The 24,721-nt window shown below is 63.7% G+C and carries 27 protein-coding genes; 19 read left to right on the top strand and 8 right to left on the bottom strand.

What is annotated here, in order from left to right:
- Positions 1–106 precede the first annotated feature (106 nt).
- Both CR105_RS10130 and CR105_RS10125 read right to left on the bottom strand, forming a co-directional pair.
- Entirely contained in the window at positions 107–571 is a 465-nt protein-coding gene (locus CR105_RS10130; RefSeq protein WP_099788299.1) for a nuclear transport factor 2 family protein, read from the bottom strand.
- 137 nt (positions 572–708) lie between these two features.
- Positions 709–993, bottom strand: a complete 285-nt coding sequence (locus tag CR105_RS10125; protein WP_099788298.1) for an accessory factor UbiK family protein — start codon at positions 991–993, stop codon at positions 709–711.
- A gap of 266 nt (positions 994–1,259) precedes the next feature.
- Between CR105_RS10125 and CR105_RS10120 the strand changes: the two genes are divergently transcribed.
- The 12 genes from CR105_RS10120 to CR105_RS10065 all read left to right on the top strand — a co-directional run bounded on the left by CR105_RS10120 (position 1,260) and on the right by CR105_RS10065 (position 12,811).
- Positions 1,260–2,012: a TorF family putative porin gene (locus tag CR105_RS10120; RefSeq protein ID WP_229413795.1), complete on the top strand. Its 753-nt coding sequence runs from the start codon at positions 1,260–1,262 to the stop codon at positions 2,010–2,012.
- Positions 2,013–2,022: 10 nt separating this feature from the next.
- Positions 2,023–2,361: a P-II family nitrogen regulator gene (locus CR105_RS10115; RefSeq protein ID WP_099788297.1), complete on the top strand. Its 339-nt coding sequence runs from the start codon at positions 2,023–2,025 to the stop codon at positions 2,359–2,361.
- Positions 2,362–2,372: 11 nt separating this feature from the next.
- Entirely contained in the window at positions 2,373–3,962 is a 1,590-nt protein-coding gene (locus CR105_RS10110; RefSeq protein ID WP_099788296.1) for an ammonium transporter, read from the top strand.
- A 140-nt stretch (positions 3,963–4,102) separates the two neighbouring features.
- On the top strand, positions 4,103–5,404 hold the full coding sequence (gshA, locus tag CR105_RS10105) for a glutamate--cysteine ligase (RefSeq protein ID WP_099788295.1): 1,302 nt from the start codon (positions 4,103–4,105) through the stop codon (positions 5,402–5,404).
- A 145-nt stretch (positions 5,405–5,549) separates the two neighbouring features.
- The gene (gene gshB, locus CR105_RS10100) at positions 5,550–6,509 is read left to right on the top strand and encodes a glutathione synthase (protein WP_099788294.1); all 960 of its coding nucleotides are present in this window, start codon (positions 5,550–5,552) and stop codon (positions 6,507–6,509) included.
- Between the two features lies 1 nt (position 6,510).
- Positions 6,511–6,918, top strand: a complete 408-nt coding sequence (locus CR105_RS10095; RefSeq protein ID WP_099788293.1) for a PTS sugar transporter subunit IIA — start codon at positions 6,511–6,513, stop codon at positions 6,916–6,918.
- Between the two features lie 59 nt (positions 6,919–6,977).
- Positions 6,978–7,247: an HPr family phosphocarrier protein gene (locus CR105_RS10090; protein ID WP_099788292.1), complete on the top strand. Its 270-nt coding sequence runs from the start codon at positions 6,978–6,980 to the stop codon at positions 7,245–7,247.
- 41 nt (positions 7,248–7,288) lie between these two features.
- Positions 7,289–9,037, top strand: a complete 1,749-nt coding sequence (gene ptsP / locus CR105_RS10085; RefSeq protein ID WP_099788291.1) for a phosphoenolpyruvate--protein phosphotransferase — start codon at positions 7,289–7,291, stop codon at positions 9,035–9,037.
- An 87-nt stretch (positions 9,038–9,124) separates the two neighbouring features.
- A complete protein-coding gene (metX, locus tag CR105_RS10080; protein ID WP_099788290.1) occupies positions 9,125–10,288 on the top strand; it encodes a homoserine O-succinyltransferase MetX in 1,164 nt (387 codons plus the stop codon).
- Positions 10,285–10,905: a methionine biosynthesis protein MetW gene (metW, locus tag CR105_RS10075; protein ID WP_099788289.1), complete on the top strand. Its 621-nt coding sequence runs from the start codon at positions 10,285–10,287 to the stop codon at positions 10,903–10,905. Before metX ends, metW begins: the two co-directional genes overlap by 4 nt.
- Positions 10,906–10,973: 68 nt before the next feature.
- Positions 10,974–11,894, top strand: coding sequence for a M48 family metallopeptidase (locus CR105_RS10070; RefSeq protein WP_099788288.1), 921 nt, complete (start codon positions 10,974–10,976; stop codon positions 11,892–11,894).
- A gap of 47 nt (positions 11,895–11,941) precedes the next feature.
- The gene (locus CR105_RS10065; protein WP_099788351.1) at positions 11,942–12,811 is read left to right on the top strand and encodes an RluA family pseudouridine synthase; all 870 of its coding nucleotides are present in this window, start codon (positions 11,942–11,944) and stop codon (positions 12,809–12,811) included.
- Positions 12,812–12,817: 6 nt separating this feature from the next.
- On the opposite strand, the gene CR105_RS10060 is transcribed toward CR105_RS10065, so the two are convergent.
- The 3 genes from CR105_RS10060 to CR105_RS10050 form a co-directional block, all read right to left on the bottom strand.
- Complete coding sequence (locus CR105_RS10060; RefSeq protein ID WP_099788287.1) at positions 12,818–13,231, bottom strand: PIN-like domain-containing protein; 414 nt, start codon at positions 13,229–13,231, stop codon at positions 12,818–12,820.
- Positions 13,228–13,917 (bottom strand): DUF433 domain-containing protein, encoded by a 690-nt coding sequence (locus tag CR105_RS10055; protein WP_099788286.1) that lies wholly within the window; start codon positions 13,915–13,917, stop codon positions 13,228–13,230. The genes CR105_RS10060 and CR105_RS10055 overlap by 4 nt, the downstream gene beginning before the upstream one ends.
- An 89-nt stretch (positions 13,918–14,006) precedes the next feature.
- Positions 14,007–14,783 (bottom strand): exodeoxyribonuclease III, encoded by a 777-nt coding sequence (locus tag CR105_RS10050; RefSeq protein WP_099788285.1) that lies wholly within the window; start codon positions 14,781–14,783, stop codon positions 14,007–14,009.
- An 87-nt stretch (positions 14,784–14,870) separates the two neighbouring features.
- Here CR105_RS10050 and pyrE point away from each other — a divergent pair, with 87 nt between their 5' ends.
- The 3 genes from pyrE to CR105_RS10040 are packed head-to-tail and all read left to right on the top strand — an operon-like array spanning position 14,871 to position 16,324.
- Positions 14,871–15,533, top strand: coding sequence for an orotate phosphoribosyltransferase (pyrE, locus tag CR105_RS10045; RefSeq protein ID WP_099788284.1), 663 nt, complete (start codon positions 14,871–14,873; stop codon positions 15,531–15,533).
- 52 nt (positions 15,534–15,585) lie between these two features.
- Positions 15,586–15,987: a toxin-antitoxin system TumE family protein gene (locus tag CR105_RS29695; protein WP_502521905.1), complete on the top strand. Its 402-nt coding sequence runs from the start codon at positions 15,586–15,588 to the stop codon at positions 15,985–15,987.
- Entirely contained in the window at positions 15,971–16,324 is a 354-nt protein-coding gene (locus tag CR105_RS10040) for an HVO_A0114 family putative DNA-binding protein (RefSeq protein ID WP_099788283.1), read from the top strand. Before CR105_RS29695 ends, CR105_RS10040 begins: the two co-directional genes overlap by 17 nt.
- A 103-nt stretch (positions 16,325–16,427) precedes the next feature.
- Here CR105_RS10040 and gatB read toward each other — a convergent pair whose 3' ends face one another.
- From gatB to gatC, 3 genes are read right to left on the bottom strand one after another with little or no spacing between them, the layout of a single operon-like run.
- Positions 16,428–17,888, bottom strand: a complete 1,461-nt coding sequence (gene gatB / locus CR105_RS10035; RefSeq protein WP_099788282.1) for an Asp-tRNA(Asn)/Glu-tRNA(Gln) amidotransferase subunit GatB — start codon at positions 17,886–17,888, stop codon at positions 16,428–16,430.
- Between the two features lie 18 nt (positions 17,889–17,906).
- A complete protein-coding gene (gene gatA, locus CR105_RS10030) occupies positions 17,907–19,379 on the bottom strand; it encodes an Asp-tRNA(Asn)/Glu-tRNA(Gln) amidotransferase subunit GatA (protein ID WP_099788281.1) in 1,473 nt (490 codons plus the stop codon).
- A 49-nt stretch (positions 19,380–19,428) separates the two neighbouring features.
- Positions 19,429–19,731, bottom strand: coding sequence for an Asp-tRNA(Asn)/Glu-tRNA(Gln) amidotransferase subunit GatC (gene gatC / locus CR105_RS10025; protein WP_099788280.1), 303 nt, complete (start codon positions 19,729–19,731; stop codon positions 19,429–19,431).
- Between the two features lie 318 nt (positions 19,732–20,049).
- Here gatC and CR105_RS10020 point away from each other — a divergent pair, with 318 nt between their 5' ends.
- From CR105_RS10020 to mrdA, 4 genes are all read left to right on the top strand, one after another.
- The gene (locus tag CR105_RS10020) at positions 20,050–21,093 is read left to right on the top strand and encodes a rod shape-determining protein (protein WP_099788279.1); all 1,044 of its coding nucleotides are present in this window, start codon (positions 20,050–20,052) and stop codon (positions 21,091–21,093) included.
- A 72-nt stretch (positions 21,094–21,165) separates the two neighbouring features.
- A complete protein-coding gene (gene mreC, locus CR105_RS10015; protein ID WP_099788278.1) occupies positions 21,166–22,251 on the top strand; it encodes a rod shape-determining protein MreC in 1,086 nt (361 codons plus the stop codon).
- On the top strand, positions 22,248–22,760 hold the full coding sequence (gene mreD / locus CR105_RS10010; protein WP_099788277.1) for a rod shape-determining protein MreD: 513 nt from the start codon (positions 22,248–22,250) through the stop codon (positions 22,758–22,760). The genes mreC and mreD overlap by 4 nt, the downstream gene beginning before the upstream one ends.
- Entirely contained in the window at positions 22,760–24,721 is a 1,962-nt protein-coding gene (gene mrdA, locus CR105_RS10005) for a penicillin-binding protein 2 (RefSeq protein WP_099788276.1), read from the top strand. The genes mreD and mrdA overlap by 1 nt, the downstream gene beginning before the upstream one ends.

Here is a 24,721-nt window from a genome sequence, read left to right as displayed (position 1 = left end):
TGCGCCAAAGTGTAGGCGACTGGACGGCCGGCGCCTGAGAGTGGCGTTTTGTGCGCGCCGGGCTCCCATGCGGATCAGAGAGCGCGGAGATGGCGAGTTTTAAGGCTTAGTGCAGTCCGGGCGCGGCGCTGGCGGCCGTAACGCCTACAGCTTGCTGGATCGCCCCAGCGCACGACTGGTAGGCAACCGCCGCCTTGTGCGTGTCGCTGAACTCGGTGAACCTGACTACTTCACCGTTGGCGATATGGAAGATGTGGCAGAAGTCCGAACGCAGGCACTCTTGCGTGGCCTTGATGGCCCACTCATAATGACCGGTCACGACAACCCGGTCCTCTTGCGCGGTGAACTCCATCGGACGAAATTCGCGCGCTTCCTGCAACTGGCTCATGATGCCGAAGAACTCGGCGACTGCCTGGCGGCCGCGCCGCTTGCCGGTGAACGGAACGCCCTCGACCGCGGGCAATTCCCAGGCAATGTCTTGCGCCATGAATGACAGCAGCTTGTCGACGTCGCCGTGGACGAAAGCGTCGTAGCACTGCTGTACCAGCTGAATGTTTTCCTGCTCGCTCATGATCTTCTCCTTCTGACAGGACGATAGATCTTCTATTCTCGTTCGCGCGGGACGACTGCCATCCGGTTGGCGCAAAGTCGCGCGCGATCGAGAAAACGCCAAACGGCGTTCAGGCGAGCAGCGGTGCAATCAACGGGTCAAACTGGTGCGTCACCCGCCGCGCTCGATTTCATGATGATCGGCTGCGACGCCACCCGCGCTTCGAGCAACGTCATGCGCGTCTCCAGCTCCTCGAGCTTGGCGCGCGTCTTCGCCAGCACCTGCGCCTGGATGTCGAACTCCTCGCGCGTCACCAGATCAAGCTTGGAAAAGCCCTGGGTCATCATTGCCTTGACGTTCTTTTCGATATCCTTGGCCGGCGAATTCTCGATCGCCTGGTTGATCTTGCTCTGCAAGTCGTTGAAGAAGGTGTTCATGTCCATGGTCAGTTCCTGGTGAGAGCGCAGGTAGCATGCACCGTCTTAGTGCGTCGCAGCCTTAATTCGGTGCGCACGCCTGCGCGGATCGTGCACTGCACAATTACAACTGTTGATTCGTAACGAAATTGGGTCGGGACAGCGAAAATCAAGCGCTGCCGGGCAAATTTAAGCTGGCACGCATTCTGCTAATGAAAAGGTGACCACCGCAGTCATGCATGCCAAATTTTAAACCGCATCCGCCACATCCGTTCAATTAATAGGGAATCGCCATGAAAAACTTGATGAACCAGTCGAAATTTGCCGCAGCGATCACTCTTGCCCTGGCCTCGCTGGCCTCCGCCGACGCGGTTGCACAAGAAGCAGCCAAGGTCGACGAAGTGAGCTTCAACGCAGCGATCACTTCCGATTACCGCTATCGCGGCGTGTCGCAGTCGCGCCTGAAGCCTGCCATCTCCGCCGGCGCCGACTACGTCAATACGCCGACCGGCCTGTACATCGGTACCTGGGCGTCGACCATCAAGTGGACCAAGGATGCCGGCGGCGACGGCGACGGCGATGTCGAATGGGATATCTACGGCGGCAAGCGCGGCGAGATCGCGCCAGGCATCAGCTACGACGTCGGCGGCCTCTACTACGCCTACCCGTCGAACGGCCTGCCGACCAGCGCCAATACCTTCGAACTGTACGGCCAGGTCGGCTACGGTCCCGGCTATATCAAGTACTCGCACTCGACGACCAACCTGTTCGGCACCTCCAACAGCAAGAACAGCGGCTACCTCGACATCGGCGCCAACTTCGAAGTGGCCACCGGCCTGGTGCTGAACCTGCACGCCGGCCGCCAGAACGTCAAGAACAACGGCGCCTATTCGTACACCGACTACAAGATCGGCCTGACCAAGGACTTCGGCTTCGCTTCCGTGTCGCTGGCGGTCATCAACGCCGACACCCGCGCCTATGTCAGCCCGGCCGGCAAGAACCTCGGCAAGACCGCTGCCGTGCTGACCGTGTCGAAAACTTTCTAAGGGGACTAGTATGAAACTGATCACCGCCATCATCAAACCGTTCAAGCTCGACGAGGTGCGCGAAGCGCTGTCGGCAATTAACGTGCAGGGCATCACGGTCACCGAAGTAAAAGGCTTCGGCCGCCAGAAGGGTCACACCGAGCTGTACCGTGGCGCCGAGTATGTCGTCGACTTCCTGCCCAAGACCAAGATCGAAGCGGCCGTCGACGACGCCATCGTCGAGCAGGCGATCGAAACGATTGAAAAAGCGGCCCGCACCGGCAAGATCGGTGACGGCAAAATCTTCGTGTACAACCTCGAGCAGGTCGTCCGCATTCGTACCGGCGAGACCGGCAACGAAGCACTTTAAGGGGAATCCAGATGCATAAAAATATAACAAAATGGTTGTCCGGGGTAGCCGTCGTCGTCGCCATGAGCGGCGCCGTCAGTGCCAACGCGCATGAGGCGGCCAGTCACCGGGGCGCCGACCATGCCGCGCCGATCGTGCTGGCGCAGGCCGACACCCAGCCGGCCGCGGCCCCTGGCGTCGCTGTCACGCCGATTGAAGCGCCGCCTGCTGCCGCCCCAGTGGCAGCACCAGCCGCCGCAGAAGCCGCACCGGCCGCCGCGCCGGCCGCGCCGGTCGCCAACAAGGGCGACGTCAGCTGGATGTTCATCGCCACCATCCTCGTCATCATGATGTCGATTCCAGGGCTGGCGCTGTTCTACGGCGGCCTGGTGCGCTCGAAGAACATGCTGTCGGTGCTGCTGCAGGTGTTCATGATCTTCTCCGTCATCATCGTCCTCTGGTGCCTGTATGGTTACTCACTCGCGTTTACCGAGGGCAGCGCCTTCATCGGCAAGTTTGACCGCGCATTCCTGAACGGCATCTGGAATCCGGCGACGGCAACGTTCTCGTCGGCGGCCACCTTCAGCAAGGGCGTCGTCATTCCCGAGTTCGTCTTCGTCGCGTTCCAGGGCACCTTTGCGGCAATTACCTGCGCGCTGATCGTCGGCGCCTTTGCCGAGCGCGCCAAGTTCACCGCCGTGCTGCTGTTCATCGTGCTGTGGTTCACCTTCGGCTACCTGCCGGTCGCCCACATGGTCTGGTTCTGGACCGGTCCGGACGCCATCAAGGATGCCGCAACCCTGGCAACCGAATCGGCCAAGGCCGGCTGGCTGTGGCAGAAGGGCGCGCTCGACTTTGCGGGCGGCACCGTGGTGCACATCAACGCCGCTGTCGCTGGCCTGGTCGGCGCGATCATGATCGGCAAGCGTGTCGGCTACGGCCGTGAATCGATGGCGCCGCACTCGCTGACGATGACGATGATCGGCGCCTCGCTGCTGTGGGTCGGCTGGTTCGGCTTCAACGCCGGCTCGGCACTGGAAGCGGGCGACGTCGCCGCGCTGGCCTTCATCAACACCTTGCTCGCTACCGCCTGCGCCACCATCTCGTGGGTATTTGGCGAATGGATCACCAAGGGTAAGCCATCGATGCTGGGCGGCGCGTCCGGCGCGGTTGCCGGCCTGGTGGCCATCACCCCGGCCTGCGGCTTCGTCGGTCCGATGGGCGCCTTGGTCATTGGCCTGCTCGCTGGTATCATCTGCCTGTGGGGCGTAAATGGCCTGAAGCGCATGATCGGCGCCGACGATTCACTCGATGTGTTCGGCGTGCACGGTGTGGGCGGTATTCTCGGTGCGCTGCTGACGGGCGTGTTCGCTGCGCCGCAACTGGGCGGTCAGGGCATTTTCGACTACACCACCAACAAGATGTCGGCCGATGCTTATTCGATCGGCAACCAGGTATGGATCCAGGTGCAGGCGGTCGGCACCACCATCATCTGGTCGGCGGTCGTGTCGGTGATTGCCTACAAGCTCGTTGACCTGGTGGTCGGCCTGCGCGTACCGGAAGAAGAGGAACGGGAAGGGCTCGACATCACGAGCCACGGCGAATCCGCCTACCACGCCTGATCCATCTCAGCTTTCTGGCCCGCGCAAGCGGGCCTTCAGGCGCCCTGCGGGGCGCCTTTTGCATCGGCGCTCCTTTTAATTGACGTTTTCGCCCCGATTTACGGTTTTCACAATACTCAGAAGTCTGAAGGACGTCATTCATGGTTCCTCACCTCGTCACGGCCCTGACTGGCCCGCTGCTCGACCTAGAGAAGAAAATCCTCGAGGCCACGCCGGCCATCGAACGCTGGTTCCGCATGGAATGGCAGGAGCACACGCCGCCGTTCTATTGCTCGGTCGACCTGCGCAACGCCGGCTACAAGCTGGCGCCGGTCGACACCAACCTGTTCCCTGGTGGTTTCAACAATCTTGCTACCGAGATGCTGCCGCTGTCGGTGCAAGCGGCCATGGCCGCGATCGACAAGTATTGCCCGGACGCCCGCAACCTGCTGCTGATCCCCGAGACCAACACGCGCAATCCGCACTACCTGCAAAACGTCCAGCGTTTGATGCAGATCTTCCGCCAGACCGGCCTGCACGTGCGCCTCGGTTCGCTGTCGCCGGACATCACCCAGCCGACGCCGCTGGCGCTGCCTGACGGCAACATGCTGGTCGTCGAGCCGCTGGTGCGCTCGGCCAACGGCCGCCGCGTCGGCCTGGTCGACTTCGATCCGTGCACCATCTTGCTCAACAACGACCTGTCGGCCGGTATCCCGTCGATCCTGGAAAACATCCACGAGCAGTCGCTGCTGCCGCCGGTGCACGCCGGCTGGGCGATCCGCCGCAAGAGCAACCACCTGGCCGCCTACGACGAAGTGGCCAAGAAGTTCGGCAAGCTGATCGACTTCGACCCGTGGATGGTCAACCCGTTCCACGCCAAGTGCGGCGAAGTCAATTTCGAGGACGACAACGGTTCCGAGTGCCTGGCCGACAACGTCAGCATGCTGCTGGCCAAGATCCGCAAGAAGTACAAGGAATACGGCATCAAGGACCAGAAGCCGTTCGTCATCGTCAAGCCCGACGCGGGCACCTACGGCATGGGCATCCTGACGGTGAAGGACGCCAATGAACTGAAGGACCTGAACCGCAACCAGCGCGCGCGCATGTCGGTCATCAAGGACGGCGTGGCCGTCAGCGACGTCATCATCCAGGAAGGGGTGCCGACCTTCGAGAGCATCAACAGCGCGGTTGCCGAGCCGGTGGTCTACATGATCGACCGCTACGTCGTCGGCGGCTTTTACCGCGTCCACGCCGAGCGCGGCGTCGACCAGAACCTGAATGCCCCTGGCTCGCAGTTCGTGCCGCTCGCCTTTGCTCAGCAGCACGCGGTGCCGGACCTGAAAGCCAAGCCCGGCACGGCCGCGCCGAACCGTTTCTACGTCTACGGCGTGGTGGCCCGGCTGGGTCTGCTGGCCGCTTCCCTCGAAATGGAACGCACCGATCCCAACCCGGAAGTGTATTAAGAAGCCAGACCCGCAGGTGGCCCCGGCAACACCGGGGTCAGCCCCGAAACAACAACCGGGGTCGGACCCCGGCCAACTCTGCCATCCCCGGCGGAAAACCCCGTTTCCGGCTAAAATCGAACCATTAGCCTGAACGGAATTTCCCATGAAAATCGCATTTCTCGCCGATCCGCTGTCTGGATTTAAAATCTACAAGGATTCCACCTTCGCCATGATGCGCGAAGCGGTCAGGCGCGGGCATCGCATTTTCGCCTTCGAACAGCGCCACATGGCGCTCGAAGACGGCATCGTCACCGCCGACGTCACCGAAATTACCCTCACGGGCGAGCCCGACGAGTGGTACCGCCTTGGCGCCCAGCAATCAACGCGCCTGTCCGAATTCGACGCCGTCCTCGAGCGCAAGGACCCGCCGTTCGACATGGAATACGTCTACGGCACCCAGCTGCTCGACATCGCCGAGGCGCAGGGCGCGCGCGTGTTCAACAAGCCGTCCGCCATCCGCGACCACAACGAAAAGCTGGCTATTCTGCAGTTCCCCCAGTTCACCTCGCCGACGCTGGTGTCGTCCGACCTGGCGCGCCTGCGGGCATTCCATGCCCAGCACGGCGACGTCATCTTCAAGCCGCTCGACGGCATGGGCGGCGCCGGCATCTTCCGCATCAAGGCCGACGGCATGAATCTGGGCTCGGTCATCGAAATGCTCACCGAGCTGGGCACACGCACCATCATGGCCCAGAAGTACATTCCCGCCATCGTCCACGGCGACAAGCGCATCCTCGTCATCGACGGCAAACCGGTGCCGTTCGCGCTGGCGCGCATCCCGCAGGGCGACGAAGTGCGCGGCAACCTGGCCGCCGGCGGCATCGGCCGCGCCCAGCCGCTGACCGAGCGCGACCGCGAAATTGCCGAGGCGCTCGGCCCTTTGCTGGCCGCCCGTGGCCTGTTGCTGGTAGGATTAGATGTTATTGGAGAATTCTTGACGGAAGTGAACGTAACGAGCCCGACCTGCTTCCAGGAAATCACTGACCAGGCCGGCTTCGACGTGGCGGCAATGTTCATCGAGGCGCTCGAGTGCCGGGTTGGACAAGCGGCGGGACAAGGTTGATATGGTCGGCATTTTGTTGTTAACCCACGCGCCGCTGGGCAAGGCGTTCATCGAGGCGGTCGCCCACGTGTTCCGCGGCCCCACCGAGCGCTTCGAGGCAATCGACGTGGCCGCCGACCAGGACCCCGCCCAGGTGCACGAGCTGGCGCGCGAAGCCGTCGCCCGCATCGACGACGGCAGCGGCGTGCTGGTCATCACCGACATCAAGGGCGGCACGCCGTCGAACTGCTGCAATTCGCTGGCGGTGCCGGGCCAGGTTGAAGTCATCGCCGGCATCAGCCTGCCGATGCTGCTGCGCGCGATCACCTACCGCCGCGACACGCTCGACGTGGTCGTCGAAATGGCGCTGGCCGGCGCCCAGAGCGGCGCCGTCAGGGTCGACAACCGGATCCGCGTCGGCCCGGAATAGGGACGGCCGCCGCGCGGCCTTTTTTGAGTGCATTTCTGTGTGATTGAGACGATAAAAACATGATTCAACAAGAACTAGAAATTATCAACAAGCTGGGTCTGCACGCGCGCGCCTCCGCCAAATTCACTCAGCTCGCCGCCAAGTTCCAGAGCGAGATCTGGCTCACCCGTAACGGCCGGCGCATCAACGCCAAGTCGATCATGGGCGTCATGATGCTCGCCGCCGGCAAGGGCGCCAAGGTCACCCTCGAAGCCGACGGCGCCGACGAAGCGGCCGCGCTGGCCGCGCTCACGGGCCTCATCGCCGACAAGTTCGGCGAAGGCGAGTAAGCCAGGTGTATAGCGCGCGCCATTCCAACTCAGGACCATCGATGGCATCGTTTACGCTTCACGGTATTCCTGTTTCCCGCGGCATCGCGATCGGCCGCGCGCACCTGCTCACGCCCGCCGCGCTCGATGTCAAGCACTACCTGGTGCCGGAGGAGCAGCTCGAGGCCGAAGTCAAGCGCCTGCAGGATGCCATCGCCGAAGTACACCGCGGCCTGCAGGCGCTGTGGACCGACCTGCCGCGCGACGCCCCCACCGAACTGGGCGCCTTCATCGACGTCCATGCGCTGATCCTGTCGGACCCGTTGATCTCGGAAGCGCCGCTCGACATCATCCGCTCGCGTCACTACAACGCCGAATGGGCGCTGGTGACCCAGATCGACGAGCTGTCGGCGCAGTTCGACGAGATCGAAGACGAGTACCTGCGCGAGCGCAAGGCCGACATCCAGCAGGTCGCCGAGCGTGTGCTCAAGGTGCTGATGGGGACCGCGCAGCTGCAGCCGGCGCCGGTGACGACCGACGCCTACCAGCCGCAGATGATCGTCGTCGCCCACGACATTTCGCCCGCCGACATGCTGCAGTTCCGCGACCGCTCCTTCATCGGCTTCGTCACCGACGTCGGCGGCCAGAACTCGCACACCGCGATCGTCGCGCGCAGCCTCGACATCCCGGCCGCCGTCGGCATGTCGCAGGCCTCGCAGTTGATCGAGCAGGACGACTGGGTCATCATCGACGGCGACGCCGGTGTCGTCATCGCCAATCCGAGCCCGCTGGTGCTCGAACAGTACCGCGCGCGCCAGGTTACCTTGCAAAAGGCGCGCAAGAAGCTCCTCAAGCTGAAGAAAACGCCGGCAATCACGCTCGACGGCACGCCGATCACGCTGCTGGCCAACATCGAGCTGCCCGACGACTGCCCCGGCGCGCTAGAGCAGGGCGCCGCCGGCGTCGGCCTGTTCCGCTCCGAGTTCCTGTTCATGGGCCGCGCCGGCCACGCGCACCGCATTCCGACCGAGGACGAACAGTTCGAGCAGTACCGCAAGGCGGTGGTGGCGATGAAGGGCCGGCCGGTCACCATCCGCACGCTCGACATCGGCGCCGACAAGCCGCTCGACCAGACCGAGCACACCGCGCTCAACCCGGCGCTCGGGCTGCGCGCGATCCGTTACTGCCTGGCCGAGCCGCAGCTGTTCCTCACCCAGCTGCGCGCGATCCTGCGCGCCTCCGCCTACGGCAAGGTGCGCCTGCTGATCCCGATGCTGGCGCACGCCTTCGAGATCGACCAGTCACTGGCGATGATCGAGCAGGCCAAGGCGCAGCTGCGCGAAGCTGGCCACAAGTTCGACGAGAAGGTCGACGTCGGCGCCATGATCGAAATCCCGGCCGCCGCGCTGGCGCTGCCGATGTTCGTGCGGCGCATGAACTTCCTGTCGATCGGCACCAATGACCTGATCCAGTACACCTTGGCGATCGACCGCGTCGATTACGAGGTGGCGCACCTGTACAATCCACTGCATCCGGCGATCCTGCAGCTGATCGCAATGACCATTTCCGCCGGCCACAAGGCCGGCATCGACGTCGCCGTGTGCGGCGAGATGGCCGGCGACGTCAAGCTCACGCGCCTGCTGCTCGGCATGGGCCTGCGCGAATTCTCGATGCATCCGGCGCAGCTGCTGGCGGTCAAGCAGGAGATCCTCGCCAGCGACTTGACCAAGATCACGCCGCAGACGCGCAAGATCCTGCGCGCGATGGAGCCGGCCGAAATCGCCGAAGCCGTCGAACGCCTTGGTGTCTGATCGAGGGGTCAGACCCGATTTTTCTTTTAGGGTCAGACCTCGGTGTAGTTGGCGTCAACTCTTCGTTCTACTTTTTTCTAAAGTCTCATGGCATCCATTGGAATAGTCTCCCCGCAAGCGATGCATTTCGCCGAACCACTGCGCCTGCAAAGCGGCTCGCAGCTGGCCGGCTACACCCTCATGTACGAAACCTACGGCGCCCTCAATGCCGACAAGTCGAACGCGGTGCTGGTGTGCCACGCGCTCAACGCGTCGCACCATGTTGCCGGCGTGTATGCCGACGACCCGAAGCAGGTCGGCTGGTGGGACAACATGGTCGGCCCCGGCAAGCCGCTCGACACCGACCGCTTCTTCGTCATCGGCGTCAACAACCTCGGCTCCTGCTTCGGCTCGACCGGCCCGATGCACGACAATCCGGCCACCGGCAAGCCTTACGGCGCCGCCTTCCCGGTCGTCACGGTGGAAGACTGGGTCGCCGCGCAGGCGCGCCTGGCCGACCAGTTGGGTATCGCTCAATTTGCCGCCGTGATGGGCGGTTCGCTCGGCGGCATGCAGGCGCTGGCCTGGTCGATCATGTACCCGAAGCGCCTGCGCCACTGCGTCGTCATCGCCTCTACGCCGAAGCTGTCGGCGCAGAACATCGCCTTTAACGACGTCGCCCGCCAGGCCATCCTGTCCGACCCGGACTACCGCGGCGGCGACTTCTACGCCCACGGCGTGGTGCCGAAAAACGGCCTGCGGGTGGCACGCATGGTCGGCCATATCACCTACCTGTCCGACGACGACATGGCGGAGAAATTCGGCCGCAAGCTGCGCAACGCCGCCGAAAGCAACGACTACAAATTCGACTTCGGCATCGACTTCGAGATCGAGTCCTACCTGCGCTACCAGGGCGACAAGTTCTCCGAATACTTCGACGCCAATACCTACCTCTTGATCACCAAGGCGCTCGACTACTTCGACCCGGCGCGCGGCTGCGGCGGCGACCTGACGCGCGCGCTCGAGGGCACCGAAGCGGAGTTCTTCGTCGCCTCGTTCACCACCGACTGGCGCTTTTCGCCGGAGCGCTCGCGCGAGATCGTGCAGGCGCTGGTGTGCAACCGCCGCCGCGTGACCTACGCCGAGATCGACGCGCCGCACGGCCACGATGCCTTCCTGCTCGACGATTCGCGCTACCTGAACATGGTGCGCGCCTGGTACCAGCGCATCTGGGACGCGACCTGCCAATTGACGATGACGGAGCACGCATGAATTTCCAGGAACTGTCCAGCGCGCGTCCGGACCTCGCCTTCATCGCCCATTGGGTGCCGGGCGGCGCCCACGTGCTCGACGTCGGCTGCGGCGACGGCGCCATGCTGAGCTACCTGCAGAGCGACAAGGGCTGCACCGGCTACGGCATCGAGATCGCCGACGACAAGCTGCTCGAGTCGGCGCAGCGCGGCATCAACGTCATCCAGCAGGACATGGAGAAGGGCCTGGCCATCTTCGGCGACAATTCGTTCGACACCGTGCTGTGCCTGTCGTCGCTGCAGATGATGCAGCACGTCGAAGCGCTGCTGCGCGATATCGTGCGCGTCGGCGCCGAGGCAATTGTCTCCTTCCCCAATTTCGCCTACTGGCCGCACCGCGTGGCGCTCGCGCGCGGGCGCATGCCGGTGTCGAAAGCGCTGCCGTACCAGTGGTACGACACGCCCAACGTGCGCTGCGCCACCATCTACGACTTCGAGGAACTGGCCGCCGAATGCGGACTCGAAGTGCTCGAACGCGTGGCGCTGGCCGAAGGCGGCCGTCCGGTCTCGTTCCTGCCCAATTTGCGCGGCAGCCTGGCGGTCTTCAGGCTGCGCAAGACGGAGCGCCGGCTGGCGTGATGGCGTGTGCTACTTTCGCGCGTTTTCTGAGATGATGTGTTGTCAAAATTAGCACTATGGAACCAGCAATGATCAAACTCAAGCGCTTCGCCGCCATCGCCGCGTTGTGCGCCCTGGCGGCCTGCGACCGCGCCAAGGAAGCGCCGCCGGCGGACGCCGGGCCGGCCGCCGCCGAGCAAACCCAGGTCCAGGACGGCATCGCCGTCAAGCCGTTGTCGAGGTGGCGCCATCTCGAACCCGAGAAGGCGGTCGACCAGCAGGCCTCGCAGCAGTATGCCGGCCTGATCGAACAGGCGCGCCAGGCCGGCGCGCTGATCCCGGACGAGCATCCGCAGGTGGGCCGCCTGCGCGGCATCGCCAAGCGCATCATCCCGTACACCGAGCGCTGGAATCCGCAGGCGGCCGAATGGAAGTGGCAGGTCAACCTGCTCAACTCCGAACAGGTCAACGCCTTCTGCATGCCCGGCGGGCGCATCGCTTTCTTCACCGGCATCCTGACGCAACTAAAACTCACCGACGACGAGGCGGCCGCCGTGATGGGCCATGAAATCGCCCACGCCCTGCGCGAGCACGGCCGCGAGCGCGCCGCCAAGGCCACTGCCACCGGCGTCGCCAGCCGCATCATCGGGTTCGGCCTGTCGGCCTGGCTCGGCGTGGATCCGCGCCTGACCGATACTGTCGCCAGCAGCGCCGGCCAGCTGGTGGTGCTCAAATTCTCCCGCGACGAGGAACGCGAGGCTGACCTGATCGGCCTCGACCTGGCCGCGCGCGCCGGTTTCGACCCGCGCGCCGGCATCGCCCTGTGGCGCAAGATGGGCGCGCTCAACAAGCGCGCGCCGGTCCAGATCCTGTCGACCCACCCGGGCGGCGAGGAGCGCATCGTCGAGATGGAGCGCCACATGGACGTGCTGCTGCCGCTGTACGCGCGCGCCAAGGGCGTCAGCGTCGACCAGCTGCCGCCGTACCGCACCGCCGCGCTGCCCAATTGAAGATCGGACGCCAGGCCGCGCTCAATGCGGTCGTGCCCTTGCCGATCATGCACGGCGTGGCGCCCAGCTACCTGTGGCTGCCGCAGGGCAGCGCCGGCCTGATGCTCGACTTCCTGGTGGCGCGCTTTCCCGATATCGGCGCCGACGCCTGGCGCTCGCGCATGGCGCGTGGCCACGTCGTCGACGGCGACGGCCTGCCGCTCGCGCCGGAAAGCCCGGTGCGCGGCGGCTCGCGCATCTGGTACTACCGCGAGCTCGACGCCGAAACCCCGATCCCGTTCCAGGAGCGCGTGCTGTTCCAGGACGAGCACCTGGTCGTGGTCGACAAGCCGCACTTCCTGCCGATGGCGCCGGCCGGCCGCTTCCTGCACGAGACGCTGCTGGTGCGCCTCAAGCTCAAACTCGGCATCCCCGACCTGGTGCCGATTCACCGGCTCGACCGCGAGACCGCCGGCGTGGTGCTGTTTTCGCCCAACGTCGGCAGCCGCGGCGCCTACCAGTCGCTGTTCCAGAAGCGCGGCGTGTCGAAGGAATATGAAGCACTAGCCGCGCCGATCGGCGGCCTGGCTTTTCCGCACACCCGCCGCAGCCTGATGGTCGAGGGCACGCCGTTTTTCCGCATGCAGGAAGTGGAGGGCGAGCCGAATTCGGAGACCATCGTCGACCTGATCGGCATGCGCGGCGCGCTGGCGCTGTACCGCTTGCGCCCGCACACCGGCCGCAAGCACCAGCTGCGCGTCCACATGGCGGCGCTGGGCGCGCCGATCCACAACGACGCCTTCTATCCGGTGGCGCAGCCGTGCCGCGGCGACGACTTCACGCGCCCGCTGCAGCTGCTGGCGCGTTCGCTGGAGTTTGTCGATCCGCTCAGCGGCGAACCGCGCCGCTTCGCCAGCGAGCGGACGCTCGGAGGTTAACGAAACTCAAAAACCGATCGCTTGCAGTTTCGCCGTTGGGGAGTGCTGCCAGGGTACCCGGTACGCGCCGCCGCTGACAAGGGCTGAATAAGCAACGATTTGCGGCCACCACCTGACCAAGCGTGCGCCTTGCAGCCAAAATTCGTGTTTCGACCATTGGGCGTCTAGAATAAATACGGTGTGACCGGCTCGTCGAATCGCCTCCCGCTCAGCGCCATGTTGCTTTTTAAAGCGGTCAATGGAAATGATGTACCACGGCCCATCTTCCGCCAACTCCCCGATCCAAGTCAGGTCAGGAGCATCGCGCGCGAAGCGGTCGGTTAGATGAATTACTTGTTCTACCCCTGGAGTTATCGTGGATAGTTCGCCATTGCCGTGGGCGAGGTGCTTGGATAGGTTGTTGTCGAAGAAGAACTTCAAGCAGCGAGTCTTTCCTCGAAGTCGACCGCATCGGTCACCATTTTGGGAGTGAGATCGAAAATTCTCGCTACCATGTCTTGGTCCCGGCCTTCCGCCATGTACGAAGCGTAGATGGTATCTGTCGGAACGCCAGTGCCGGATATCACCGGCGTGCCGAACTGCAGGGCCGGGTCAAGAACGATTGTCTTGCGTTTCCCGAGCGGAAACCAACGAATAGCACCGTCCGTGCCGTATTCAATTCCCTCGTATAGCGTCGGCTTGATGATGTCTGAAAAAACGAATTGCTTGCGCAAATCGTCCATCAGGAGCTCTTCTTCAGAGGCTTCTTTCAATGCTTGCAAAAAAATGCGTCTGCCATCAGTTCGAAACTGCTGGTTGGTCAATGGATAGTCTAGGCCGAAATTATGCGAAGCCGCTTCAACAGTTGCTCGGATAACCTTGAGGTCGACACCGTGCCGGACAAAAGCGGCGACCATTCGAAGTTCGAGCAAATCCCGGAAGCCGATGACATCGTCCGGCAGATCCTGGTCCCTCAGTTGGGTCTTCCAAAGCGGCTCGGAGCGCACTTGCTCCCCTTTATATCTCCGTGAGTACCCCTGAACCCAACGGCGTAGCGCGCGTGGCTCCGCACCCACTAGTCGCGCGGCTTGATGCAAAGGGTAGATGCCGGTGCCAATAATTTCCATGTGGTCGCTTGCAGCTGAGGCCGAGTCGCCAATGATGAGGAGTCCGGTCAGGTTGCCATCATTCCCCCGTCAAGTCAAACCGACTCTCCCTATGGCCGCACCGTGTAGTCGATGATCAGCGGCGCGTGGTCCGAGAAGCGCTCGTCCTTGTAGATCGATACCGTGTGCGCTTGGGCCGCGATGCCGGGAGTGGCGACGTGGTAGTCGATGCGCCATCCGACGTTCTTCGCCCAAGCCTGGCCGCGGTTGCTCCACCAGGTGTACTGCTCCTCGCGCTTGTCGATGTCCCGATGGACGTCGACCAGGCCCACTTCGTCGAACACGCGCGTCAGCCACGCCCGCTCTTCGGGCAAGAAGCCCGAGTTCTTCTTGTTTCCCTTCCAGTTCTTCAGGTCGATCTCGTTGTGGGCAATGTTCCAGTCGCCGCAGATGACTACCTCGCGCCCCTCGGCCTTCAGTTCCAGCAGGTGCGGCAAGAATGTCTCCATGAAGCGGAACTTGGCGACCTGGCGCTCCGGCGACGACGAGCCTGACGGGCAGTAGACGGAAATGATCGTCAGGTTGCCGAAATCGCAGCGCGTGTAGCGCCCTTCGGCATCGAATTCGGCGCAGCCAAAGCCGGTGCGCATCGCATCCGGCTTGGTCTTGCTGTAGACGCCGGTGCCGGAGTAGCCCTTCTTTTCGGCGTAGTGGAAATGGCCATGGTAGCCGCCGGGCATGAGGAATTCCTCTGTCATGTCGCCATGCTGCGCCTTCAGTTCCTGCACGCAGATAAAGTCGGCTTGCTGCGCAGCCATCCACGTGAAGAAGCCTTTTTTGTGGGCGGAGCGAATTCCGTTGAGATTGGCTGAGATAATTTTAGGCATGGTTCCAGGCGAAGAAAAGGGCAGGGCGGTGGCGCGCAATGTGTCCCGGGATTAAAATACAGCCACTTTTAATCGACAGGGATCATCGTGGACAATTTGCGGCAACAGTTTATCGCGTTTTCAGTCTCTGCGGGCGTGCTGCGCTTCGGCGAGTTTACGACCAAGGCAGGACGCCTGTCGCCGTATTTCTTCAACGCCGGCCTGTTCCACGAAGGCCAGACGCTGGCCCAGCTGGCGCAATTTTACGCGCAGACGCTGCTCGACTCCGGCGTCGAGTTCGACATGCTGTTCGGCCCGGCCTACAAGGGCATCACGCTGGCGTCGGCCACCGCCGTCGCGCTGGCCGGCAAGGGTCGCAACACCGCGTTCGCCTTCAACCGCAAGGAAGCCAAGAACCACGGCGAAGGCGGCACCATCGTCGGCGCCAAGCTGCAGGGCAAGGTCGTCATCATCGACGACGTCATCTCGGCCGGCACGTCGGTGCGCGAATCGGTCGACATGATCCGCGCCGCCGGCGCCGAACCGGCCGCGGTGCTCATCGCGCTCGACCGCATGGAGCGCAGCGGCAAGGACGGCGCGCTGTCGGCCAGTTCGGCGGTGCAGGAAGTGAGCCGCGAGTTCGGCATCCCGGTGATCTCGATCGGCAACCTCGACGACTTGTTCAGCTATCTGTCGGGCTCCGGGGCCGATCCGCAGCTGGCGCAGTATCGCGAGGCAGTGTCGGCCTACCGGACGCGCTACGGAATATAGATTTCTGCTGATGTTTTGATGGGCAGGATGGCGCGCCAGATTTAGGCTTGATATGTTTTTGCATGAACTCGAGAAGACGGGGCAAGGCGCCCATCGATCCCGGCATTGCGCATTTGCTAGAACTAGATGGCACAATTCAAAGTCAAACGGTTTCTGGTTATGGACGAAAATTCAAGCCCATCGAGTCAAGACAAGTTCAGCGCGACCTTTCGGCCTGAAGTACAGTTTGACCTTGCATGCCCCCAATGGCGAAAGACTGACCGGATTCGATAATGCGCATCCGTTAAGGACAGCAGGACACTCCAAAGTCCGGCTTGCTTGGGACCATTTCCATTGCTACGCAGTTGATGAACCAATTGTCTATGAGTACCGCGGGGCGGACCGATTGCCGATTGACTTTCTCAACGAGATAAATCGGGTGCTTAAAGAGGTGGACCATGAGCAAGACCATTAAGATCGGAATTGCAACCGTTCCCGAAATGCAGGCCCGAACGCTGGCAGTCGTTGCTGGTACCCGGAAGGTCCTGCCCGGGGAGCCGAAAGTCTGGTTTCCGTCGATCAGCGACGCGCTGCAGGTGGTGTCCGACGACAATATGGCCTTGCTGCGTGTTTTGCGTGAGCAGCAACCGCAGTCCGTCGATGCGCTGGCTCTCGCGGTGGGCAAGCCGGTCACCGAGGTCGCACAGTCCCTTCAGACCATGGCGAATTTCTCGCTGGTCAAACTTAATCGCAAAGAGGGCGTCGTCGTTCCTGTTGCAGCATGCGACCGCGTGACGATCGAATTAGCCTGAACTAAAGTGCCTCGCAAAAGGTCAAAATGACATAGTCATTTTGAGATTGAGCGACAAAAAACGGCGACCCGAGGGTCGCCGTTTTCGTTTAAGCGCCGCGAATTTAACCGGCCAGCTTCTTCTTCAACAGCTCCGTCAACTGCGCCGGATTGGCCTTGCCCTTCGACGCCTTCATCGCCTGGCCGATCAGCGCGTTAATCGCCGCTTCCTTGCCGGCGCGGTACTGCTCGACCGACTTGGCATTCGCCGCCAGCACCTCGTCGACGATCGCTTCGAGCGCGCCGCTGTCGGAGATCTGGCGCAGGCCTTTCTGGTCGATGATCTGGTCGGCCAGGTTCTCGTCGTTCGACTTCGCTTCCCACATCGCCGCGAACACTTCCTTGGCGATCTTGTTCGAGATGGTGCCGTCGGCGATGCGCAGCAGCAGCTGCGCCAGCTGCGACGCTTCGACCGGCGAGTCGGCGATGTCGACGTTCTCGCGGTTCAGGGTCGAGGCGACGTCGCCCATCAGCCAGTTGGCCGCTGCCTTGGCGTTCGGCTTGCCGGCGACCGCCACCACGGCCTCGAAGTACGCCGCCAGCTGGTGCGACGAGGTGAGGATCAGCGCATCGTATTCGGTCAGGCCGTAGTCGCTGACAAAGCGGATGCGCATCGCCGCCGGCAGCTCCGGCATGTCGGCGCGGATGCGCTCGATCCACTCGGGCGAAATCTCCAGCGGCGGCAAATCCGGATCGGGGAAGTAGCGGTAATCCTGCGCGTCTTCCTTGGTGCGCATGGCGCGCGTTTCCTTCCTGTCCGGGTCCCACAGGCGCGTGGCCTGCACGACCTTGCCGCCGTCTTCGATCAGTTCGATCTGGCGCCGCACTTCGTACTGGACTGCCTCCTCGATGAAGCGGAATGAGTTCAGGTTCTTGATCTCGCAGCGCGTGCCCAGTTCGGTGGTGCCGAGCGGGCGCACCGACACGTTGACGTCGCAGCGGAAGGAACCCTCTTGCATGTTACCGTCGCAAACGCCCAGCCACACCACCAGCGAGTGCAGCGCCTTGGCGTAGGCGACCGCTTCGGCGCCGCTGCGCATCTCGGGCTCGGAGACGATCTCCAGCAGCGGCGTGCCGGCGCGATTGAGGTCGATGCCGGTCATGCCGGCGTAGTCTTCGTGCAGCGACTTGCCGGCGTCTTCCTCGAGGTGGGCACGGGTCAGGTTGATGGTGCGCGTTTCGAACTTGCCGTCCTTTTCGAAGCCGAAGCTGACCTGGCCGCCGATGACGACGGGGTCTTCGAACTGGCTGATCTGGTAGCCCTTCGGCAGGTCCGGATAGAAGTAGTTCTTGCGCGCGAAGATCGAATGCGGCGAAATTTTTGCGTTGACGGCCAGGCCGAAGCGGATCGCGCGCTCGACGGCGCCCCGGTTCATCACCGGCAGCACGCCCGGCAGCGCCAGGTCGACCGGACTGGCCTGGGTGTTCGGCTCGGCGCCGAAACGGATCGCGCTGCCGCTAAAAATTTTCGAGTTGGTCGTGAGCTGCACGTGGTTCTCAAGACCGATGACGACTTCCCATTGCATAGTGTTCTCTCTTCTTTCTCAGACGCCGGCGGGCGCGCGGGTGTGCCAGTCGGTGACCTGCTGGTACTGGTGGGCGATGCCCAGCAGCTTCGCTTCGGCAAAGTAGTTGCCGATGATTTGCAGCCCGACCGGGCGCTGGCCGTTCTTGTCGCCCTGGCCGAAGCCGCACGGGATCGACATGCCGGGCAGGCCGGCCAGGCTGGTCGACAAGGTGTAGATGTCGGCCAGGTAGGCGCTAACCGGATCGTCGGTCTTCTCGCCCAGGTCCCACGCCACGGTCGGCGCGACCGGACCCATGATGACGTCGCAGCTGGCCAGCGCGGCCTGGAAGTCGTCGGCGATCAGGCGGCGGATCTTCTGCGCCTTCAGGTAGTAGGCGTCGTAGTAGCCGTGGCACAGCACATAGGTGCCGACCATGATGCGGCGCTGGACTTCGCGCCCGAAACCCTCGGCGCGGCTCTTCTTGTACATGTCGGCCAGGTCCTTGTATTCGCTGGCGCGGTGGCCGTAGCGCACGCCGTCAAAGCGCGACAGGTTGGACGACGCTTCGGCCGGCGCGATGATGTAGTAGACCGGGATCGACTGCGACGTCTTCGGCAGCGAGATGTCGACCAGGGTGGCGCCGAGCTTGACGAACTGCTCGAGCGCGGCGCGCACGGCCGCCTCGACGTCGCTTGCTAAGCCTTCGCCGAAGTACTCTTTCGGCACGCCGATGCGCAGGCCGGCGAGCGGCTCGGCCAGGTCGCGCGTGAAGTCTTCGCGCACGTTGCCCTGGGCGGCGGTCAGGCTGGTCGAGTCGCGCTCGTCGAAGCCGACCATTTCACCCAGCAGCATGGCGCAGTCTTCGGCCGTCTGCGCCATCGGGCCGCCCTGGTCGAGCGAGGAGGCGAACGCGATCATGCCGAAGCGCGACACGCGCCCGTACGTCGGCTTGATGCCGGTCACGCCGCAAAACGACGCCGGCTGGCGGATCGAGCCGCCGGTGTCGGTGGCAGTGGCGGCCGGCGCGATGCGCGCGGCGATCGCCGCGGCCGAGCCGCCCGAGGAGCCGCCTGGCACGGCCAGCTTGTCCCACGGGTTCAGTACCGCGCCAAAGGCCGAATTCTGGTTCGACGAACCCATCGCGAATTCGTCGCAATTGAGCTTGCCGAGGGTGACCATGCCGGCCTGGCCGAAGCGCTCGACGACGGTGGCGTTGAACGGGCTGACGTAATTGGCCAGCATCTTCGAGCCGGCGGTCGAGCGCCAGCCTTCGGTGACGAAGATGTCCTTGTGGGCGATCGGGATGCCGGTCAGCGGACCGGCGCTGGCGGCGGCAAAGCGCGCGTCGGCGGCGCCGGCCTGCGCCAGCGACAGCGCCGGATCGATGTGCAGGAAGGCGTTCAGGTCGCTCGCGGCGGCGCGCTGCAGGTAGTGCTGCGTGAGCTCGGTGGCGGAAACCTGTTTCGCGTGCAGCAGGGCAGACAGCTGTTTGATGGTTTTTGTATGCATGGCTCGGGGGTCGGATTCGGGGAGGGGGCGGTCGGCGGATGGCGACGGCTTATTCGATCACTTTCGGCACCAGGTACAGGCCGTCCTGGGTCTTCGGCGCCGGCGCCTGGTAGGCGTCGCGCTGGTTTTGCTCGGTGACGACGTCGTCGCGCAGGCGCAGCGGCAAGGTGCCGAGGACGGCGGCGAGCGGCTGTGACAATGGCGCCACGCCGTCGGTATTGATCGCCTGCATCTGCTCGGCCAGCGCGAAGATGCCATTGAGTTCACCCAGCGCGATCTCGGCGTGCGCGTCGTCCATGTCGAGTTGGGCCAGGTTGGCGATCCGTTTTACGTCTGAAAGAGTCAGGGACATGGCAAATAGCGCGGCAAACGCCGCGTTCGATAAGTTGAGGAAAGTTGAAGAAATTTACATAACGGCGCGCTAAAAGATCGTAAAACCTTGGCAATGCCGCCGATCCGGCATAGCGTAACGGCCTGCAATTGAGAGGCTTTTCGGCATTTAACGGGCAAATTATAAGGTAGAATGGCGGGCTAATGCGTTGCCGGCGCCGAAAACGGGCTGCCGCCGCATATAAAAGACCGTGCCGCTTTCTGCAAGAATGGTGTCGCGGCAAGGTTACGCGGTTCCTCATTAATGCTTAGGCGCACACCGTTGCGCATCAGGACACACATGTTTGGTTTTTTACGCAGCTATTTTTCGAATGACCTGGCCATCGATCTCGGCACCGCGAACACGCTGATCTACGTGCGCGGCCTGGGCATCGTGTTGGACGAGCCATCGGTCGTGGCGATCCGCCAGGAAGGCGGCCCGAACGGCAAGAAGACGATCCAGGCGGTCGGCAAGGAAGCCAAGCAGATGCTGGGCAAAGTGCCCGGCAATATCGAGGCGATCCGGCCGATGAAGGACGGCGTCATCGCCGACTTCACCGTCACCGAGCAGATGCTCAAGCAGTTCATCCGCATGGTGCATGACTCGAAATTCTTCCGTCCTTCGCCGCGCATCATCATCTGCGTGCCGTGCGGCTCGACCCAGGTCGAGCGGCGCGCGATCCGCGAATCGGCGCTCGGCGCCGGCGCCTCGCAGGTGTACCTGATCGAAGAGCCGATGGCCGCGGCCATCGGCGCCGGCCTGCCGGTGTCGGAAGCGACCGGCTCGATGGTCGTCGACCTCGGCGGCGGCACCACCGAGGTGGGCATCATCTCGCTCGGCGGCATGGTCTACAAGGGCTCGATCCGCGTCGGCGGCGACAAGTTCGACGAGGCGATCGTCAACTACATCCGCCGCAACTACGGCATGCTGATCGGCGAGCAGACCGCCGAGGCGATCAAGAAGGCCATCGGCTCGGCGTTCCCGGGTTCGGAAGTGAAGGAAATGGAAGTCAAGGGCCGCAACCTGTCCGAAGGCATTCCGCGCTCGTTTACGATCTCGTCGAACGAGATCCTCGAAGCGCTGACCGACCCGCTCAACAACATCGTCTCGGCGGTGAAGAACGCGCTCGAACAGACGCCGCCGGAACTGGGCGCCGACATCGCCGAAAAAGGCATGATGCTGACCGGCGGCGGCGCGCTGCTGCGCGACCTCGATCGCCTGCTGATGGAAGAAACCGGCCTGCCGGTGCTGGTGGCTGAAGACCCGCTGACGTGCGTGGTGCGCGGCTCGGGCATGGCGCTCGAGCGCATGGACAAGCTCGGGTCGATGTTCTCGTACGAGTAAAAGCACGGCTGATCGCTAGTCCCGGTGTCGACCTTGGTATAGCCACAGGTCGACACAGTCTTATTGGAAGTCATGGAATACAGTCCTCCGCCACTCTTCAAGCAAGGCGCCCCGGCCCGGGTCAAGGTGGCGTTTTTCGCATTCATTTCGATCGCCTTGCTGATGATGGATGCGCGGGTAGGCCTGCTGGCGACGGTGCGCCAGGCCGCCGGCACGGTGCTGTACCCGCTGCAGATGGCCGCGCTGATGCCGCGCGACGCGCTCGCCAGCATGGGCAACTACTTCTCCTCCGTGTCGACCCTGCAAAAGGAAGTCGACACCCTCAAGAGTGAGCAGGTCGCTGCCGCCAGGTCGCTGCAGGAAGCGCAGCACCAGATCGCCGAGAACGCCCACCTGCGCCGCCTGATGGGCGCGCGCGAGCACCTGCCGGTCAGATCGATGATGAGCGAGATCCTGTACGACGCGCGCGACCCGTCGACCCGCAAGGTGGTGCTCGACCGTGGCATCCGCCAGGGCGTGCAGCTTGGCCTGCCGGTCATCGACAGCTCCGGCGTGGTCGGCCAGGTCACGCGCGTATTCCCGTTCACCTCCGAAGTGACGCTGCTGACCGACAAGGAACAGGCCATCCCGGTGCAGGTGCTGCGCAACGGCCTGCGCAGCGTCGCCTACGGCCGCGGTCAATCGGGCCTGCTCGATTTGCGCTTCATGGCGCCAAATGCGGACATCGTTGTCGGCGACGTCCTGATCACGTCCGGCATGGACGGCGTCTACCCGCCAGGGCTGGCGGTGGCGAAGGTGATGCAGGTCGAAAGCAGCGCAACCGGCGCGTTCGGCCGCGTGGTGTGCCAGCCGCTGGCCGGCATCGACCGCAACCGCCAGCTGTTGATCCTGATGTCACGGCCCGACCTGCTGCCGCGCCCCGCGCCGGAGCCGGTCAAGGTCATCGGCAAGAAGTCCAGCCTGACGAAGATGCCACCGTCGAATGCGCCGCCGCTGGCGGGCGCCGTGGTCCAGCCGAAGGCGCCGACGGCGCCCGCCGCCGCGCAGCCGAAAGCGGCGCCGGTGCCAGCGCCGAAGGCAGCGACGCCGCCCGCCGCCACGACGGCTGCAACGCCTGGGGCGCTGCCGCCGCCTGTCAATAAAGGAGCCGGACAATGAACCGTCCGCATTACATCCTGCTTCCCGTCAGCCCGCTGTTCATCGCGCTTAGCCTGACGGCGGCGTTCATGCTCAACCTGCTGCCGTGGGGCCATCTGATCGGCGCCCCCGATTTCGTCGCGCTGGTGCTGGTGTTCTGGGGTATTCACCAGCCGCGCAAGGTCGGCATCGGCATGGCCTTTTTCATGGGCCTGATGATGGACGTGCATGACTCGACGCTGCTGGGCGAAAATGCGCTGGCCTATACCTTGCTGTCCTACCTGGCGATCATGATCCACCGGCGCATACTGTGGTTCCCGACCATGACGCAGGCGCTGCACGTGTTCCCGCTGCTGCTGCTGACGCAGTTGCTGCAGGTGCTGGTGCGCTTCATCATCACCGGAAAATTCCAGGGCTGGCTGATCTTCGTCGAGAGTGTCGTCGCCATCGCACTGTGGCCGGTGATTACCTGGATGCTGCTGGCGCCGCAGCGGCGCGCCGTCGACCGCGATCACACCCGCCCGATCTGATGACTGAATTACAGAATAACGACCGCGAGATCCACCTGTTCCGGGTTCGCGTCACCGCCTTGTTCACGCTGGTGTTCTTGTGCTTCGCCATCTTGGTGGCGCGCGTGGTCTGGCTGCAGGTGATCAAGCACGACGACTACGCCGCGCTGGCCGAGGACAACCGGCTGGCGATCGTGCCGATCGTGCCGAACCGCGGCCTGATCCTCGACCGCAACGGCGTCGTCCTGGCGCGTAACTTCTCCGCCTACACGCTGGAGATCACGCCGTCGAAGCTGCACCACTCGCTCGACTCGGTCATCGACGAGCTGGCCAAGCTGGTGGTGATCGAGCCGAAGGACCGCAAGCGCTTTCGCACCCTGATGGCCGAGTCGAGGAACTTCGAGAGCGTGCCGCTGCGCACCCGCCTGACCGACGACGAGGTGGCGCGCTTCACCGCGCAGCGCTTCCGCTTTCCCGGCGTCGACGTGCAGGCGCGCCTGTTCCGCCAGTACCCGCTGGGCGAAACCGCGGCCCACGTGATCGGCTTCATCGGCCGCATCAATCAGGGCGAAGCGCGCGCGCTGGAGGACGGGCCCGACGCCACCAACTACCGCGGCACCGATCACATCGGCAAGGAAGGCGTCGAGAAGAGCTACGAGAAGCTGCTGCACGGCGTGACCGGCTACGAGAAAGTCATCAAGACGGCCGGCGGACGCGCCGTCAGCACGCTGTCGCGCACGGAAGCTACGCCGGGCAGCAACCTGGTACTGTCGATCGACATCGAGCTGCAGAAAATCCTGGAACAGGCATTCGACGACTTCCGCGGCGCGCTGGTGGCGATCGAGCCGGAGACCGGCGACATCCTGGCGTACGTGTCGCGCCCGGGGTTCGATCCGAACCTGTTCGTCGACGGCATCGACAGCCAAAGCTGGAACGAACTCAATACCTCGCTCGACCGGCCGATGCTGAACCGTCCGCTGCAGGGCACCTATCCGCCGGGATCGACCTTCAAGCCGTTCATGGCGCTGGCGGCGCTGGAGAAGGGCTTTCGCACGCCGTCGCAGGCGATCCACGACGCCGGCTCGTTCAGCCTTGGCAGCTACCGCTGGATGGACGACAAGGTCGGTGGACACGGCACGGTCGACATGTACAAGTCGATCGTCATCTCGTGCAACACCTACTACTACCAGCTCGGCAACGAGATGGGGATCGACCATATCCATGACTTCATGGAGCCGTTCGGCTTCGGCCGCCTGACCGGCATCGACCTCGATCACGAAAAGACCGGCGTGCTGCCGTCGAAGGATTGGAAGCGCCAGCGCTTCTCGAAGAACAAGGCGGCGCAGGTCTGGCAGAAGGGCGACAATGTCAACATCGCCATCGGCCAGGGTTACAACAGCTACACCATCCTGCAGCTGGCGCACGCGGTGTCGACGCTGGCCAACAACGGCGTGGTGATGCGGCCGCACCTGGTGCAGTCGGTCGAAGACGGTCGCACTCGCGAGCGCACCAAGACGGTTGCCAAGGAGAGCTTCCGCATTCCGCTCAAGCAGGAGAACGTCGACTTCATCAAGCGCGCCATGGTCGGCGTGACGCAGGAGGGCACCGGCCGGCTGGCGTTCGCGAATGCCGCCTACCAGGCCGGGGGCAAGACCGGCACGTCGCAGACGGTGGGCCTCAAGCGCGGCGAAAAATACAATGCCAAGGCGATGGGCGAGCGCCTGCGCGACAACTCCCTGTACGTCGCCTTCGCGCCGGCCGACAAGCCGAAGATCGCCTTGGCGCTGATCGTCGAAAACGCCGGCTTCGGCGCCGCTTACGCTGCGCCAATCGCGCGCAAGGCGCTCGACTACTACCTGACGGGCAAGCGGCCGACATCGAAGGACGGCGCCAAGCCGGTGCCGGTCGAAGTCGAAGTAGAAGAGGTGCCGGCCGTTCCGGCGCCATTCCAGCCGGGCGCCGAGCCGCCGGCGAAGGACTGA

The organism is Massilia eurypsychrophila, from assembly GCF_002760655.1.
Classification (GTDB): Bacteria; Pseudomonadota; Gammaproteobacteria; order Burkholderiales; family Burkholderiaceae_D; genus JAFCUW01.
This window is presented reverse-complemented; position numbering and strand designations above follow the sequence as displayed.